The sequence below is a fragment of the Actinomadura sp. HBU206391 genome (assembly GCF_014323665.1).
GTDB lineage: Bacteria > Actinomycetota > Actinomycetes > Streptosporangiales > Streptosporangiaceae > Actinomadura_C.
Window position 1 is genome coordinate 31471 of the sequence record NZ_JABVEB010000036.1, and the last position, 16285, is coordinate 47755.

Below are 16285 nucleotides of genomic sequence, written 5' to 3' on the forward strand. Positions count from 1 at the left end.
CTTCGATGGATGCCATCACCATAGGAGCCGGCGTGTTCATCGCGCTCCTGCTGTTCGTCGCCATTGTTGTGGCGTTCGTGGTCACCCGCCTGTTCCGCAAGGTCGAGCAGGGCCGGGCGCTGATCATTTCCAAGCTCAAGAAGGTGGACGTCACCTTCACCGGCGCGGTCGTGCTGCCGGTGCTGCACAAGTCCGAGCAGATGGACATCTCGGTGAAGACCATCGAGATCGAACGCACCGGGCGCGACGGCCTGATCTGCAAGGACAACATCCGTGCCGATATCCGGATCACGTTCTTCGTACGGGTGAACAAGACCGCCGAGGACGTCATCAAGGTGGCTCAGGCGATCGGTACCGCGCGGGCCAGTGACCAGGACACGCTGCAGGAGCTGTTCGCGGCCAAGTTCTCTGAGGCGCTCAAGACCGTCGGTAAGCACTTGGAGTTCGAGGATCTCTACACCCGCCGCAACGAGTTCCGCGACCACATCATCCAGGTGATCGGTACCGACCTGAACGGCTACAGCCTGGAGGACGCGGCGATCGACTACCTGGAGCAGACGCCGCTGCTGTCGCTGGACAAGTCCAACATCCTGGACGCCCAAGGCATCCGGAAGATCACCGAGTTGACCGCGATCCAGCACGTGCGGACGAACGAGCACGCCCGTACCGAGGAGAAAGAGATCACCCGCCAGAACGTGGAGGCGCGTGAGGTGATCTTGGAGCTGGAGCGGCGGCAGGCCGACGCGGAGCTGAAGCAGCAGCGCGAGATCGAGACCGTACGGGCTCGTGAGCATGCCGAGATCGACCGGGTGAAGGCCGAGGAGCGGCTGCGCGCGCAGACCGCGCACATCCGCACCGACGAGCAACTCGGCGTCCAGCACGAGAACAAGTACCGGGAGGTCGCGGTCGCGGAGAAGAACAAAGAGCGGGTCATCGCGATCGAGAACGAGCGCATCGAAAAGGAACGCCTTCTGGAGGTCATCGCCCGGGAGCGGGAGACGGAGCTGAGCCGGATCTCGGCGAACAAGGAGGTCGAGGCCGAGAAGCGGGAGATCGCCGAAGTGATCCGGGAGCGGATCGCGGTGGAGCGGACCGTGGCCGAGCAGGAGGAGAACATCAAGCGGCTGCGCACGGTCGAGGAGGCCGAGCGGGCTCGCCAGTCGATCATCATCCACGCCGAGGCGGAGGCTCAGGAGAACCTGGTCAAGGGCATCAAGGCGGCCGAAGCGGCGGAAGCCGCGGCCGAGCACAAGGCACGTGAGGAGCTCACCCTGGCCGAGGCCCGGCGGCAGACCGCCGAGCTGGACGCGCACGCCAAGATCCGGCTGGCCGAGGGGGTCCAGGCCGAAGCGGCCGCCGCCGGGCTCGCCGAGGTCCAGGTGCGCGAGCGGGACGCCGAGGCCATCGAGAAGGTCGGCCGCGCGCACGCCGCGGTCGCCCAGGAGACCGCGCTGGCCGAGGCGATGGCCATCAGGGAGAAGCTGAAGGCCGAGGCCGAAGGGCTCACCGACAAGGCCGGCGCGATGGCGGCGCTGGACGACGCGAGCCGCCAGCACGAGGAGTACCGGCTGCGCTTGGAGGCCGAGAAGGACATCCGGCTGGCCGGCATCGAGGTGCAGCGACAGGTCGCCGAAGCCCAGGCGACAGTGCTGGCGACCGGTCTCGAGCAGGCCGACATCAGCATCGTCGGCGGCGACAGCGTGTTCTTCGACCGGCTTGTCGGCTCGATCGCGCTCGGCAAGAGCGTGGACGGGTTCGTCGAGCACTCCGATGTCGCGCAGACACTGGCCGGGCCCTGGCTGGACGGGTCAGCGAGCTTCACCGGGGACATGTCCCGGCTACTGGGCTCGCTCGATACCGCCGGTGTACGGGACCTGACGTTGTCGGCGCTGCTGATGCGGCTCATCAAGACCGACGGTCCCGAGACCGGGCGGCTGCGGGAGCTGCTGGAAACCGCGCAGCGGATCGGTGTCGCCGACACGAGGCTCGCCGAAGCGCCCGCCCCGACCACCGTCAACTCGGTCGCGCACTGACAGGGCGCACTGACACAGGCGTAGTGACACAGGCGTAGTGACACAGGCGCACCGACCAGAGGAGAGTTCCGTGAACGAGCCCGTCATCGACACCGCCGACGAGAATCCCGCGCCGGATGGCGAGGGCGGGCTCGACCACGGCACCTATGAGGTGCTGCGTGCCCGGCTGGCCGACCACGCCGCCGAGCTCGCCCGGCGCGCCGAGACGCTGAACGCCGGCCGCTTGGCGGTCTTCGGCGGCACTGAACTCCAACTGATCGGGACCGAACGGATCCGTACCGAGCACAACTGCGTCCCGCGCGACATCGTCGCGCTCGGCGAGACGATGCTGTTCGGCTACAACGTGTTCTTCGGCCTGAAGCCCGGGTCGGAGGTCACGGACGTCTTCTCCCTGCACCGTCTCACGCGGCAGCGCCCTGGCCAGGGCGGGACGGCCTTCACGTTCGGTGACGCCGGGCCCGGAGCGGTGCCGGGCCTGTTGGACGACCCGCGCTTCCAGCGCGACTTCGCCGACATGTACCGCTACTACCGGCAGGCCCGCCTGCTGCAGCTGCGGTTGCTGGACGGCAGGCTCCTCGCCGTCTTCCAGACAGGTCCGCGCCTGGCCGACATCCGGGTGCTGCGCTGGCGCGTCGGCACGGACGGCACCGTCGTGTACGAAGACAACCAAGGCGAACGCGACCATGTCTTCCCGGCGTCCCATGACGTCGAATGGATCGCGACCACCCGTGACGACCACGTGCTCGGCCGCCACCCGCACATCTCGATCGGCGGCGAGGTCTTCGTCGAGACGGTCGGCGGCACCCTGACGGTCAAGATCGAGGACAACACCGAGACCGGCTCGGGGATCTACAGCGAGCCCGTCGACGAGCCGTTGCAGAGCCTGGCCGACGCCGAGGTGCACCACGCCAGCGTCGGAGCGCTGATCCTGCTGCGGATCCGCCCGTACAACGAGATCGCCTGGCGGTATCTGGTCTTCAACACCCGCACCAAGAACGTGGTCCGGCTCGACGGCATCGCCCAGGGGTGCCGGCGGCTGCCGGGCGACCACGGCATCATCTTCCCGGGGGGCTACCTCCTCGACACCGGTGTGACCAAGACGTTCGACACCGACGTCACCGACCTGGAGTTCGAACGGACCGTGCGCTCGCCCAACGGCGAGGACGTGCTCTACGTCTTCCACGCCCGCGCCGACGGCCGGTCCCTGCTGCTGACCTACAACGCGATCCGCGAACAGGTCGCCGCCCCCGTCACCTGTCATGGCTTCTCGCTGTTCGACGACGGCACGCTGGTGGTGCTGCGGGCGTTCACCGACGAGCCGAGCCGCGTCCACCCGATGCAGGTATGGCAGACGCCGTACGTCTCCGACGCGCACGCCGCCGCGCAACCGGTCGGGACCGGAGCGCTGGAACGCGTCGGCAACGCCGACCTGGTGCGCGGGATCTCCGACTGCCTGTCCGTCACCCGGATGATCGCCGAGATGGCCCCGTCCACGGAAATGTTCGAGGGCCTCATCGCCGCCTGCGTGCGCGCCGCCGACCGTCACCACTGGCTCGGCCAGGGCGAGCTGAGCGATCTCGCGACGCCGCTGGCGGACGTACGCGTCACCGCTGAGCGGGTCCTGACCGAGTACGAGAACGTCCGGGCGCTCACTGATCAGGCCGCCGCCGCCGTGGACGAGACGGCCAAGCGGATCGAGGCGACGGTGCGGCGGTCGTACGCCGAAATGCCGGAAAGCGCCGACGGCTGGGTGGCGCGGCTCGCCGAGCTGCGCCGCGGCCAGGGACGGCTGGAGGCACTACGCGAGCTGCACTACGCCGACACCGCGCGCATCGACGAACTGGCCGCGACGCTCGACACCGAAGTGCACGCGGCCGGCCTCCGTACCGTCGAGTTCCTGCAGGACGAAGGAGCATTCGCCGACGAGCACGCGGAGGTCGAACGGCTCACCGGAGAGGCCGGCGCCATCACCACCGTCGCCGCCGCGGAACCGGTCGCCGAACGGCTCAGCGCGCAGATCGAGGGATTGGAGGTCGTCATCCAGATCGTCGGCACCCTCGACCTCACGGACGCGACCGCCCGAACCGCCATCCTGGAACGGGTCGGAGAGGTCCTCGGCGGCCTCAACCGGGCCCGGGCGGTACTGGAGAACCGGCGCAGGGAACTCCTCGGCGCCGAAAGGCGGGCGGAGTTCGCGGCCGAGTTCGCGCTGCTCGACCAGGCCATCGGCGCGGCGATCGCCACCGCCGACACCCCCGAACGCTGCGACGAGCGGCTCGGCAGGCTGCTGCTCCAGGTGGAGACGCTGGAGGCACGCTTCGCCGACTTCGACGACTACCTCACCGAGCTGGAGGCCAAGCGCACCGACGTCTACGAGGCGCTCTCCGCACGCAAGCAGTCCCTGCTGGACGATCGCGCCCGCCGTGCCGCCCGTCTCAGCGAGTCCGCCGACCGCATCCTGTCCGGCGTGCGCCACCGGGTCACCGGGCTGGGCTCACTGGAGGAGGTCAACACCTACTTCGCCACCGACGCCATGGTGGCGCGGCTCCGCACGGTAGCCGGCGAGTTGCGCTCCCTCGGCGAACCGGTACGCGCCGAGGAGCTGGAAGGCCGGATCAAGTCTGCCCGCCAGGAGGCCGGCCTGTCCCTGCGCGACCACCTCGACCTGTACTCCGACGGCGGCGACACCATCCGGCTCGGCAGGCACCACTTCGCGGTCAACACCCAGCCGATCGAACTCACGCTCGTTCCGCACCAGGGCACCTTGGCCTTCACCGTCACCGGCACCGACTACCGCTCACCCGTACGGGACGAGGCCTTCGCCGCGAGCCGGCGGTTCTGGGACCAGAGCCTGGTCTCCGAGACGGCCGAGGTCTACCGCGCCGAGTACCTGGCCGCCTCGATCCTCCAGGACACCCCTCTCGACGAGCTGCACGGCGCGGCCCAATCCGAGTCCCGGCTGCTCGAGCTGGTGCGCTCGATGGCGGCCACCCGCTACGACGAAGGCTATGAACGCGGCGTCCACGACCACGACGCCACCGCGATCCTGGCGACGCTCCTCCGCTTGCACGCACAGGCCGGACTGCTGCGCTACCCGGCGGACGCGCGGGCCGCCGCCCAGATCTTCTGGGCGTACGGTGCCGGCGAACCGGCCCGGGCCGCCTGGACGACGCGCGCCGCGTCACTCGTCCGAGCCCGCTGTCTGTTCGGCCGCTCCGATGCCGTCACCGCCCTCGCCGCGGAGCTGACGGCCGCCATCACCGACTTCGACGGCCCGGTGCCGGCGGACCCGGATCTCGCCGGTGAGTATCTGGTGGAGGAACTGGCGGCCGCCCCCGCCGGTTTCGCGACCAGTGCCGCCGCCCGCACGCTGCTCGACGGGTTCCGCCGAGCCCTCGGCGACTCCCACCGGGAATTCGAAGCGGACCTGACCGGCCTCGGCGCCGGCGCGCTCAGCGCCCGCCACCAGCTCGTCGAGGCATGGCTGCGCTCGTTCGCCGGCACCTCCCACGACCTGCCGGAGACCATCGCGCTGCTGCTGTGCGGCGCCCTCACCCGCTACGAGGTCGCCGCACCCCCGGCGGCCGTCGTCGAGGAGTTGCTCGGTACCCACCCGCGCATGGAAGGCCGCCGCCTCGAACTGCGCTTGGACGAGGTCCTCGCCCGCACCCGCCGGTTCCGCACCGAGGACGTCCCGGCGTTCCGTGCCCATCAGCGCCACCGCAACGAACTGGTCACCGTAGAGCAGAGGCGGCTCCGGCTGCACGAGTACCGGCCGCACGTGATGAGCGCGTTCGTACGTAACCGGCTGGTCGACGCGGTCTACCTGCCGCTCATCGGCGACAACCTGGCCAAGCAGCTCGGCGCGTCCGGCGACGCCAAGCGCACCGATCAGATGGGCATGCTGCTGTTGATCTCCCCGCCCGGCTATGGCAAGACCACTCTGATGGAGTACGTGGCCCACCGGCTCGGCCTGATCTTCGTCAAGGTCAACGGCCCCGCGCTCGGCCACGCCGTCACCTCACTCGACCCCGCCAAGGCCCCCGACGCCACCGCGCGCCAGGAGGTAGAGAAGATCAATCTCGCCCTGGAAATGGGCAACAACGTGCTGCTCCACCTCGATGACATCCAGCACACCTCACCCGAGCTGCTGCAGAAGTTCATCCCGCTCTGCGACGCCCAGCGCCGCATCGAAGGCGTCTGGGAGGGCAAGACCCGGACCTACGACCTGCGCGGCAAACGCTTCGCCGTGTGCATGGCCGGCAATCCCTACACCGAGTCCGGGCAGCGCTTTCACATCCCCGACATGCTCGCCAACCGCGCCGATGTCTGGAACATCGGCGACGTCCTATCCGGCAAGCACGATCTGTTCGCGCTCAGCTACATCGAGAACGCCCTCACCTCCAACCCGGTGCTGGCCCCGCTGTCCACCCACGACCGCGAGGACATCGAACTGCTCGTCCGGCTCGCCGCCGGAGACCAGGCCGTACGGCCCGACCTGCTCGCACACCCCTACCCGCAGACCGAGCTGGACCAGATCCTGTCCGTCCTGCGCAAGCTGCTGCACGTCCGAGAGGTCATCCTGACGGTCAACCGCGCCTACATCGCCTCTGCCGCCCAAGCCGACGTCTCCCGCACAGAGCCACCATTTCGGCTCCAGGGTTCTTACCGCGACATGAACAAGGTGGCCGAACGGGTCCTCCCGGTCACCAGCGACGACGAACTGCAAACCTTCATCGACGACCACTACCTGGGCGAGGCGCAGACCCTCACCTCCGGCGCTGAGGCCAACCTGCTCAAACTCGCCGAACTCCGCGGCACCCTGACACCCGAGCAAACCGAGCGCTGGACCCAGGTGAAGACCGCCTACCAGCGCTCCCAGGCTCTCCGCGGCGACCACGACGACGCGATTACCCGTGCCGTCGGCGCTATCGGCCTGCTCGCCGACGAGGTGGCCGCCATCGGGACGGCGATCGAAGTCGCCTCCGAGAGATCCGCCGACAATCGCAACTTCCACCGGACCACCGTCATCGACGGCTTCGACCGCAGAATCGAGCAGACCTGATGGGTGGTGCCGGCACGGCCACACCAGCGCCTCCAGACCCGATCCCGACCGGCCGAAAAACCTCTACATCCGCGAGGGCCGCATCCTGGCCCACCTTCCAGCGCTGTACGTCCTCCTGGCCGGATCGGAACCCGCCGGCCGGCCACCCGCCGCCGGGTGGCCTGGGTTGCCAGGCGGGGAACAATGTCGGCTATCCTGACCCGATACCCCCGGGGGTACTATGAAGTGGAGAGACGATGGAAGTGAACGCCGATCGGCTCGCTGATGTGCTCGTCCGGCTCAATCGGGTCCAGGGGCAGGTCGGCGGCATCATCCGCATGATCGAGGAAGGCCGGGACTGCTCAGAGGTGGTGACGCAGCTCGCCGCCGCCTCCCGGGCGCTGGATCGCGCCGGCTTCAAGATCATCGCCACGGGAATGCGGCAGTGCATGATCGAAGACGACGGCGGTGAGCGCCGGTTGAACGAGGCCGAGCTCGAGCGCTTGTTCTTGTCCCTCGCCTGACAACCGTCACCGTCGACGCCCCCAGCTCGCCCAGGTCGGATTGAGTGCCCAACCCTGGACGGCGGCATGCGACGCCGTCGGCTGCACGGCCCGCGTCGCATGCCGGCGTCGGCGGTTTCATTTCGAGGCTAGATACCCTACGGGGTACGGCATAAGGAGCACCTGTGATTCAGATCGAGACGGTCGAGACCTCCTCTCTGGGGGATCGCAGCTACCTGGCCTACGACGGGCAGGTCGCGGTGGTCATCGACCCGCAACGCGACATCGACCGCATCCTGGCCATGGCCGGCCGGCTGGGCGTTCGCATCACCTACGTGGCCGAGACCCACCTGCACAACGACTATGTCTCCGGCGGTCTGGCCCTGGCCAAGGTGACGGGGGCGGCGTACCTGGTGGCGGCGGCCGACGAGGTCGCCTTCGAGCGGGTCCCCGTAAGCGACGGCGACGCGATCGCCGTGTCCCCGGCGATGCGTCTGGCCGTCGTGGCCGCCCCGGGACATACCTTCCACCACCTGTCGTATGTGCTGGACGGCCCGGACGGGCCGGTGGGGGTGTTCACCGGCGGGTCGCTGCTGTTCGGCACCACCGGCCGCACCGACCTGCTGGGCACCCAGCACGCCCACACCCTGGCCCATGCCCAGCACGCCTCGGTTCGGCGGCTGGCTGATCTGCTGCCCGACGGCGCGCAGGTCTGGCCGACGCATGGGTTCGGCAGCTTCTGCTCGGCCACCCAGTCCGACGCACCGGCCTCGACAATTGGACGGGAGAAGAGTGTCAACCCGGCGCTGCGGCTGGAGGCCGACGACTTCGTCACCCAGACCCTGGCCGGACTGGACGCCTACCCCGCCTACTACGCCCACATGGGCGCCCGCAATACTGCCGGCGCCGACCTGATCGACCTCACCCCCGCCCGGCCGGCCGACGCGGCCGAGCTGCGGACCCGGATCGAGGCCGGGGAGTGGGTGGTGGACCTGCGCTCCCGCAAGGCGTTCGCCCACCGGCACCTGACCGGCACCCTGAGCTTCGGCCTGGACGGGCCGATGGCGACCTGGCTGGGCTGGATGGCCCCGTGGGGGGCGCCGATCACCCTGCTCGGCGAGTCCGCCGAGCAGGTCGCCGCCGCCCAGCGCGAGCTGGCCCGCATCGGCATCGAACGCCCGGCCGCCATGGCGACCGGCACCCCTGAGTCCTGGGACAACGGCGATGACACCCGCCTGGGTGAACTCGCCACGGCGACGTTCGTCGAGCTGGCCGCCGCGCGCGACGGCCGAACGCCGCATGGGCTGCCCGCCCCCGACGTCGTCCTCGACGTGCGGATGGGCAACGAGTGGCGCGCCGGCCACATCGACGGTGCCGTGCACATCCCGCTACCCGAACTGCCCGCCCGCCTGGACGAGGTGCCGGCCGGGACGGTGTGGGTGCACTGCGGCTCTGGCTACCGGGCCGCCGCCGCTACCAGCCTGCTGGCCCGCGCCGGCCGGCGGATGGTGCACATCGACGACGCCTACGCCGAGGCAGCCGACGCCGGCCTGCCCATCGTCACGCCTGAGGAGAACCACCAATGATCACCGACAAGCAGACCACCACCGCTTCAGAGCGGAACAGACTGGACGTCGCCGGGCTGCGGCAACTTGTGGAGGCCAGGGCGGGGTTGCGGCTGATCGACGTGCGGACCCCGGGCGAGTTCGACACCGTGCACATCCCCGGCTCCTGCAACGTGCCACTCAGCGTGCTACGCGAGCACCGCGACGAACTGTGCCAGCACCTCCACGAGCCGATGGTGCTCATCTGCCGCTCCGGACAGCGCGCCGCCCGGGCCGAGCAGGCCCTGGCCGCCGCCGGCCTGTCGTACCTGCGGGTCCTCGACGGGGGGATCACCGCCTGGCAGGCCGCCGGCGCCCCGGTGCGCCACGGCCGCGTCCGCTGGGACCTCGAACGCCAGGTCCGCCTCGTCGCCGGCTCCATCGTCTTGACGGCGGTCTTGGCCAGTGTGGTGTTCCCGCCGGCGAAGTGGCTCGCCGCCGCCATCGGCGCCGGGTTGACCTTTGCCGCGGTGTCGAACACCTGCGCGATGGGGATGCTGCTGGCCAAGCTGCCCTATAACCGCGGCCCACGTACCGACCTCGACACCGTCGTGGCGGCCCTGGCCAGAGACAGGCGGTGAGGCGGCATGCTCGCGCTCACCATCGCCGCCGCTGTGCTCACCGGCTCCGCCGGTGGTGAACGCACCCGGGAGATCCCCGGTCGGCTGCAAGCACCCGGCGAAGCGGCGTGAACCGCGTGCAACCAACGCGGCGAGGTCGGACGTGACCGCCGCGCTCGTCCTGGGTGCTTTGATCGGGGTGCTGCTCGGGCTGCTCGGTGGTGGCGGGTCGATCCTGGCCGTGCCGGCCCTGGTCTACGGCGTCGGGCTGCCGCTGCGCGCGGCCGTGCCGACCTCCCTGCTCGTCGTCGGGATCTCCTCGGCCACCGCCGTGCTGCCCCGGCTACGCGCCGGGCAGGTGCAGTGGCGGATCGCCGCGGTCTTCGGCTCCGCCGGCGCCGCGGCCGCATTCGGCGGCGCTACGGTCAACCGCCTAGTGGACCCCCGCGCGGTGCTGGTCGGGTTCGCGGCGCTGATGGTCGCCGCCGGGGCGGGGATGCTGCGCGAACAGGCCACCGTCGGTGGGGACTGCGCCCTGCCCGGCGGCGGGGTGAACTGGCGCGGCTGCCTACCCAAAGCTGTCGGCGCCGGGGTGGTGGTCGGGTTCTTCACCGGCCTGTTCGGCGTCGGCGGCGGGTTCCTCATCATCCCCGCCCTCGTTCTGCTGCTCGGCCTGCCGATGACCGTCGCGGTCGGCACCTCCCTGGTCATCATCGTGACCAACTCGGTAGCCGGGTTCGCCGCCCACGCCGGCGACGCCGTCCTGGACTACCGGATCGCGGCCGTATTCACCCTGGCCGCCACCGTCGGCTCTATCACTGCGGCCCGGGTCGCCGCCCGGCTACCGGCCGACCGGCTGCGCCGCTGGTTCGCCTACCTGGTCTTCGCCGTCGCCGCGTTCGTGGCGGTCCAGGCCCTGCTCAATCGTTGATCGTGTCGCGCATCCGACCGCACGGGACGGGTTGCGCAAGGCCGGACGTGCCCTCGGCTTCCCGCTGGGCTGACCAGCGCGTCTCCACGATCATGCCTTCCGCTCTTCCGTGTCAGTGTCAGCCGCTGGGATGAGGGGGACCGCGGATCGGATTCGGCCTGGGAGGGTCACGGCGATGGAGGCGAGCCGGCGTGTGTCACCGATGACGTCGATGGCTCGGATCCGACCGGCGCGAATACTCAGTCGCAAGACGGCCTCGAGACGACCTGCTGGTGCAATTACGATGCCAGGCGCGCCGTCGGGCGGCACAGTGAAATCACCTGCCTCCGCGCAGACCATCACCTCTCAAGAATGCGAATATATGCGCGCCATGGACCTCTGGGGCAACGCCGTCAGCCCGTCTCGGCCTCGGCCTGGACGTCGCGTGGGCGTGGACGTGGTGCTTCCCCGGGGCCGACTGCTCTATGCGCCGAACCGCGGCCACAGCTTCGTCCTCTATCAGTCCCACGACCACCACCCGAACCAGTTGAAGGCCACCATGCCCAAGCAGCAGAACCACGGCACGCCTCGGTGTCCGCAGGCCGGGCTGAGGGACGGCGGGCGCCAGGAGACGGGAAGTGCCTGGTCAGGGGCTTGTGCAGAGCAACCAGTACGGCCTCACTTTTCCGATCTTCGAACACTTCCTCGTGCCACTGTGGGTCCCCGAAGTCGGAGGACGATCGACCCGGCCAACGAAGCCCACGACATGATCACGGGAGTCTTCGGGGGCCTCAGCAAAGGCGAACGCAACCGCATCAGGATCCGGGTCCTTCCCAAAGTCGACCAGTGGCTCATCACCGAACTCGGCCCCACACGACGGGCGCAGACCCCCTCGAAGTCAGCGGCTGAATCAACGCCACCAAGCAAGAGCGAGCACGGGCAGAAGGTGAACTGAGGAGCACCCCGACGAGCGCGCGTCTCTCCACCGAGGAGATCACTGAACTCTTAGAAGACCTGGGCGGGCTCGCCCAGGTCTTCTAAGAAGCGGACCCCAGCGACAAGGCCGACCTCTACAAGGAGATCCGCAGGTTGCATCGGAGTGAGGGCATGCCGAAGGCCTCACCCGCTCCCGACCGCAGTACCTCCGCCACCGGTTCCGCATCGACCACTGCGACCTTAACGGCACGACCGGCCCCGACTGGGGCAACCGCGAGTTCACGGGGGGCCTGCACACCGGTTGGTTCCTGGCTTACAGGAAAGACGCGGTGAGCGCCGGCCGGGTCAGGGCGGGCGCCCAGGACTGCACGTTCCCGGTACAGGGACACCCGAACTACTGCATCGGCGGCATCGCGGCCTACGGAATTTCGCTCGGGGGAACAGACCACCCCCTGGAGGGGCTATACCAGCCGGAACAGGTCAGGCGGTTCGACCAGAACACGAGCGAGATCAATATCGGCTCGGGCACGGTCCCGGCCGGGCAGAAGTTCCGAGTCCTCCTCGATTCCGTCTTCTTCCGCTACGACCCGGACACGTTCCAGCCTGGTGACGTGGCCATAGCGTGGCTGGACTCCACCAAACGCGACCACACGATCAGCAACCTCAAGGAACTGCCCGTGGACGCGTTCCTGCCCGTCACGTCCTGACCGGCGGCCATGCCCCCCGGGACCGCCGACCCGGGCAGAGATGAAGATCGCTCTGCCCGCCACGGCGGCCGGTGCCCGCGTCACGGTAGGCGGTCACGCCACCGATTCGGCGCGGGTGCCGGTGGTCCTCCCCGCAGGGCTGGAGCGGTTGTGCGGCGCGCGTGCACGCGGCGGACCGTCCGCAGCGGCCGACGACGGCGCGAAGCGCCGCCCGTAGTGTCCGACCCCTCGTACGCACTGTGATGGGGTGTGTGGGGCGTGGTGGGTGGGCGGCCGGTGGCGGACAGGGGCGCGTGCTTGGTGCTCGTGGGTACGGGCCTGCTCTGAACGAAGCGTCACGGACGGTAGGCGATGGCGCCAGTGTGTCCGCCTTGTCGGTGTCACTCATCAGCAGTACCCGTATAGGTGAACACGCTTGTGAGTGCCAGATAAGGAAGTCGCAGCAGCACGACGGGTCATCTTTGGGGCGCCCGTGCGCCGATCGTAGCTGTTCTCGAATAAATGCAGGTCGCAGGTGATGGATAGGATTTGCGGCACCCGCAGGGTCTACTGTCCGCGGGACATGGATACGGCCGGTACCCGGCGGGGCTTGAGCGCAATTCTGGCGGTTCTGCGTGGTCGGCCGTGAGGATCAGCGCGGAGGATGGCGGGTCGCATGCGCAGTGTTCGTTCGGACCAGGTGATCGTCGTAGGCGCGGGTATCGCCGGCCTGACCGCCGCGCACCGGCTGGCTGCGGCCGGGCTGCAGGTGAGCGTGCTCGAAGCGGAGCACGGTCCCGGCGGGCGGATGTCCACGCAAGCGGTGGGCGGTGGGCTGATGGAGCGGGGCGCGCAGTTCCTGTCCACCGGCTACGAGATCATCCCCGAGTTGCTGCGAACGCTTGGGCTGGCCGACCAGTTCGTCAAGGTCTCCGGACGGACCATGGCGGTGGACGGCGACCGGTCATGGTGGTTCGACACCGACCGCCCGCAGTCCCTGCTGTCCGGTGGGCTGCTGCGGGTCCGGGACGTCATCCCGGCGGCACGGGGACAATGGGCCACACGGAAACTGGCCGCCCGCTCGACGAATGACCTCGGCCGCTGGAGTGATCTGGATGGCCACAGCGGGCTGGAATGGGCGCAGGCGCGCTTCGGGTTCGGCGTGGCCCATCGGGTGACCTCCCTGACGGTTCACGGCCTCTTCTTCCAAGAGCTGGCCGCCAACAGCGCCGCGCTGCCGGGGGCGCTGACGGCCTTCTTGGCCCGAGCCTCCTCGGCCTACACGCTGCGCGGCGGGCTGGGAACGCTCACCACGGCCCTGGCCGCGAAGCTGGACGTCGAGTACGACGTCCGGGTCGAACGCGTCGAACGGCCGGATTCCCCAGGCGGGCGCGTCACCATCACCACCTCCCGCGGCCCACGGGAGGCCGACGCAGTGATGATCGCGACCCCGGCGGGCCCGACCACGAGGATGCTGCCAGACCCCACTCCGGACGAGGCCGCGGTTTTGCGTACCCCCTACAGCTGCGGGCTGCTCGCCGGGCTGGCCCTGGCCGAGCCACTGGCGGATGACGAACTGGGCGGTGCCTACGGCGTCCTGGTCACGCCGAGCTCACCGTCCCCGCTGGCGGCGATCGCCGTCTACTCGCGCGCCGACGCCACCGCCGCGGGTGAGGTGCTCACCGTCATGTTCCGGCAGGACGCCGCGCGGCGGTTGACGGACGCCGATGACGGTGAGGTCCGCGCCGCGGCCGTCGACGCAGTGGCGCCCTGGCTGCCGGGGCTGGCCGACCGGGTCATCGCCAGCCAGGTGACGCGCTGGCATGAGGCCATGCCCTACATTCCGGTCGGGCACGGCGCGGCGGTGCAGCGCTACCGCGACCGGCTGCCCTCCGCGAGCCCGGTACTGCTGGCCGGAGACTACCTCAACTTCCCCTGGACCGACTCTGCCGCTTACAACGGCCGCTGGGCCGCTGACCGGCTGATCGCCGATCACGCCGGCTGAGTCGGGCGACCAGTTCCTTGAGCTCCTTGTCGGCGTCCTTGGAACGCCGGTAGACCCGCTCGAGGTCGCTGATCAGTTCCGCGGCGACCCGACGGTCGACCAGGATCCGCAGCAGCGCGAGCTGCTCGTCGCCCGCCACCGGTCGAAGACCCGCTATCCGGGTGCCGACCAGGGCAACCGAGTGCGGCTGGCGCGTCGTCGTAGATCAATTCGGGGAAGATGTTCGGGGCAATGGCTCGCGTGTGCTGGGCCATTTTGCGCTCCTGTCGGTTTGAGGTTCGCCCACGCTAGGTCCGCAGATCGACACCCGTCTTGGACGAATGTCACCCGCGCGCGGTGCTCAGCCGCAGGGACACACCGCCGCGATCGGGCAGGCGTCGAGCGAGAAACTCACTCGGCGTGCTGCCGGCGGAAGCTGTCAAACCTGTTGAGACGTCAGGCTACTTGCGTGGTTTGCGGTGAGGTGTCGCTCTTCGGTGTCGTTGGTGGCTGGTTGATCCACATCTTGGTCGGCAGTGGCGGCGGATAGGGGCGCCGGCCGCGGAACCGCTCAGGGTGGGCCAGGAAGGCCTCATGGAGGGTTGCGATACGCCGGGCCTGGATTGCCGCAGCGGTGCCGTCGTGCACCGACGTAGGGGTGTGCATTCCGATCCCGGAATGGCGGTGTTCGTTGTTGTAATAGATGAAGAATTGGGTACAGAAGACGTTGGCGTCTTCGATGGACCCGAACTTTCCCGGGGAACGCCGGGCAGTACTTGAGTGTTTTGAACTGCGCTTCAGAGTACGGGTTGTCGTTGGACACGTGCGGCCGGGAATGGGATTGGTCGATACCGAGGAGTGCGAGCAGGCCGGTGACGGTGTTGGAGGTCATGGACGTACCGCGGTCAGCGTGGATCGAGGCGGGCCTGATACCGCCGTTGGCCGCGATGGCGTTGGTCAGGAACTCCTTGGCCAGGGTGCCGTTCTCGGTGGGCCAGATCTCCCAGTGCACGACTTTCCGGTGGGAGCACAGGTAGACGTCCTCGTCCAGCAGGACCGCCCACACCTGGCCCGGCGACTTGTCGGCGAACCGCGGCGAGTTCAGCACCGCCAGCACCCGCTCGCGCTCGGCATCCGACAATTCTGCGGGGTGGTGAAACGGCCGGCGCGGGCCGTGCACGGGTGGGCGGGGGTTGCGGTGCCGGTGCAAGGTGGCCCGCGACCTCCCCAGAAGCCGGCGCGCCCGGACCGTGCCGACCGACTCTTCCAGGGCGGGGAAATGCTCGTCCAGGACGCGGTTCAGCTCACGTCGGAGTCCGCGCTGCTTGAGATGTCCTGAAGCAGCGCGAATGCTTTTCCCGCGATATCGAGCGCGGTCTTGGTCCTGCCGAGTCCTCTGGTCAGTTTCTGGTTACGGGACTCGAGCCTGGCGGCCTCGGCCTTGAGCTTTTGATCTCAGCCCGCAAAGCGGCCAGTTCCTCAGAGTCGGCGTCCTTTTCGGCTTGCCGGTCGTGGCGGCCAAGGTCCCGTTCTCGGCCTGCTTACGCCAGTGCTCGATGTGGGAGTGGTACAGCCGCTCGGAGCGCAGCAGCGCACCACGCTCGGGGCTGCCTTCGGGAAGGGCGTCGAAGGCCGCAAGGATCCGTGCCTTGGAGGCCTTGGTGAACGTCCGCCGCTTGGGTCGGCCCGGCTGCTCATCGGTCACCCGACCATCCTGCCCGGTCATGGCGGCTTGGTCGGAGAGAGTCATCGTCACTGTCGCGATCGTCCCGTCTCACCCCGCTACGTACCAAAAGGACTCACTCGTCCCACGTCCCACAGCAGTCTGACAGAGAGGGGGGCGACCGGCAGCAAGGTAGGCGGCACGGCCGGATTATCCCGTTGGCCACAAGGCGAGAGGGCTGATCCGAAGCAGAGCGCGAGTACGGGCGGACAGAGCCGGACTGGGTCCCGGCCATGCTCGACGCTTGGCTCGTCGAGGGCGCCGCGCAGGTCCTCGCCTACTGGTCGCGGCAGGAGAGAGAT

At 69.1% G+C, this 16285-nt stretch carries 11 protein-coding genes and 1 pseudogene; 9 read left to right on the forward strand and 3 right to left on the reverse strand.

All coding sequences use genetic code 11. The features are described 5' to 3' along the window. The first annotated feature begins 5 nt into the window (after positions 1 to 5). The 9 genes from HKK72_RS14660 to HKK72_RS14700 all read left to right on the forward strand — a co-directional run bounded on the left by HKK72_RS14660 (position 6) and on the right by HKK72_RS14700 (position 14281). Complete coding sequence (locus HKK72_RS14660) at positions 6 to 2033, forward strand: SPFH domain-containing protein (protein ID WP_187234902.1); 2028 nt, start codon at positions 6 to 8, stop codon at positions 2031 to 2033. A gap of 70 nt (positions 2034 to 2103) precedes the next feature. Next, positions 2104 to 7098: a DNA repair ATPase gene (locus HKK72_RS14665; protein WP_315987254.1), complete on the forward strand. Its 4995-nt coding sequence runs from the start codon at positions 2104 to 2106 to the stop codon at positions 7096 to 7098. A gap of 236 nt (positions 7099 to 7334) precedes the next feature. Continuing rightward, complete coding sequence (locus tag HKK72_RS14670) at positions 7335 to 7601, forward strand: metal-sensitive transcriptional regulator (protein ID WP_187234903.1); 267 nt, start codon at positions 7335 to 7337, stop codon at positions 7599 to 7601. Positions 7602 to 7765: 164 nt separating this feature from the next. Continuing rightward, the gene (locus HKK72_RS14675; protein ID WP_315987255.1) at positions 7766 to 9166 is read left to right on the forward strand and encodes an MBL fold metallo-hydrolase; all 1401 of its coding nucleotides are present in this window, start codon (positions 7766 to 7768) and stop codon (positions 9164 to 9166) included. Beyond that, positions 9163 to 9765 carry a rhodanese-like domain-containing protein gene (locus tag HKK72_RS14680; RefSeq protein ID WP_187234904.1) on the forward strand — a complete coding sequence of 201 codons (603 nt, stop codon included), beginning with the start codon at positions 9163 to 9165 and terminating at the stop codon, positions 9763 to 9765. Before HKK72_RS14675 ends, HKK72_RS14680 begins: the two co-directional genes overlap by 4 nt. Positions 9766 to 9907: 142 nt before the next feature. After that, positions 9908 to 10675, forward strand: a complete 768-nt coding sequence (locus HKK72_RS14685; protein ID WP_187234905.1) for a sulfite exporter TauE/SafE family protein — start codon at positions 9908 to 9910, stop codon at positions 10673 to 10675. A gap of 1244 nt (positions 10676 to 11919) precedes the next feature. After that, a complete protein-coding gene (locus tag HKK72_RS14690) occupies positions 11920 to 12297 on the forward strand; it encodes a hypothetical protein (RefSeq protein WP_187234906.1) in 378 nt (125 codons plus the stop codon). 40 nt (positions 12298 to 12337) lie between these two features. Next, the gene (locus HKK72_RS14695; RefSeq protein ID WP_187234907.1) at positions 12338 to 12514 is read left to right on the forward strand and encodes a hypothetical protein; all 177 of its coding nucleotides are present in this window, start codon (positions 12338 to 12340) and stop codon (positions 12512 to 12514) included. Positions 12515 to 12952: 438 nt separating this feature from the next. Continuing rightward, positions 12953 to 14281 carry a protoporphyrinogen/coproporphyrinogen oxidase gene (locus tag HKK72_RS14700; protein WP_261986822.1) on the forward strand — a complete coding sequence of 443 codons (1329 nt, stop codon included), beginning with the start codon at positions 12953 to 12955 and terminating at the stop codon, positions 14279 to 14281. Between the two features lie 435 nt (positions 14282 to 14716). Here HKK72_RS14700 and HKK72_RS42735 read toward each other — a convergent pair whose 3' ends face one another. The 3 genes and pseudogenes from HKK72_RS42735 to HKK72_RS14710 all read right to left on the reverse strand — a co-directional run bounded on the left by HKK72_RS42735 (position 14717) and on the right by HKK72_RS14710 (position 15965). Then, positions 14717 to 15097, reverse strand: coding sequence for an integrase core domain-containing protein (locus tag HKK72_RS42735; protein ID WP_410050303.1), 381 nt, complete (start codon positions 15095 to 15097; stop codon positions 14717 to 14719). Beyond that, positions 15096 to 15440 (reverse strand): annotated as a pseudogene (locus HKK72_RS42740) (hypothetical protein); the annotation flags it as partial. The gene HKK72_RS42735 and the pseudogene HKK72_RS42740, both read right to left, overlap by 2 nt. 231 nt (positions 15441 to 15671) lie before the next feature. Continuing rightward, the gene (locus tag HKK72_RS14710; protein WP_187234910.1) at positions 15672 to 15965 is read right to left on the reverse strand and encodes a hypothetical protein; all 294 of its coding nucleotides are present in this window, start codon (positions 15963 to 15965) and stop codon (positions 15672 to 15674) included. Positions 15966 to 16285 lie beyond the last annotated feature (320 nt).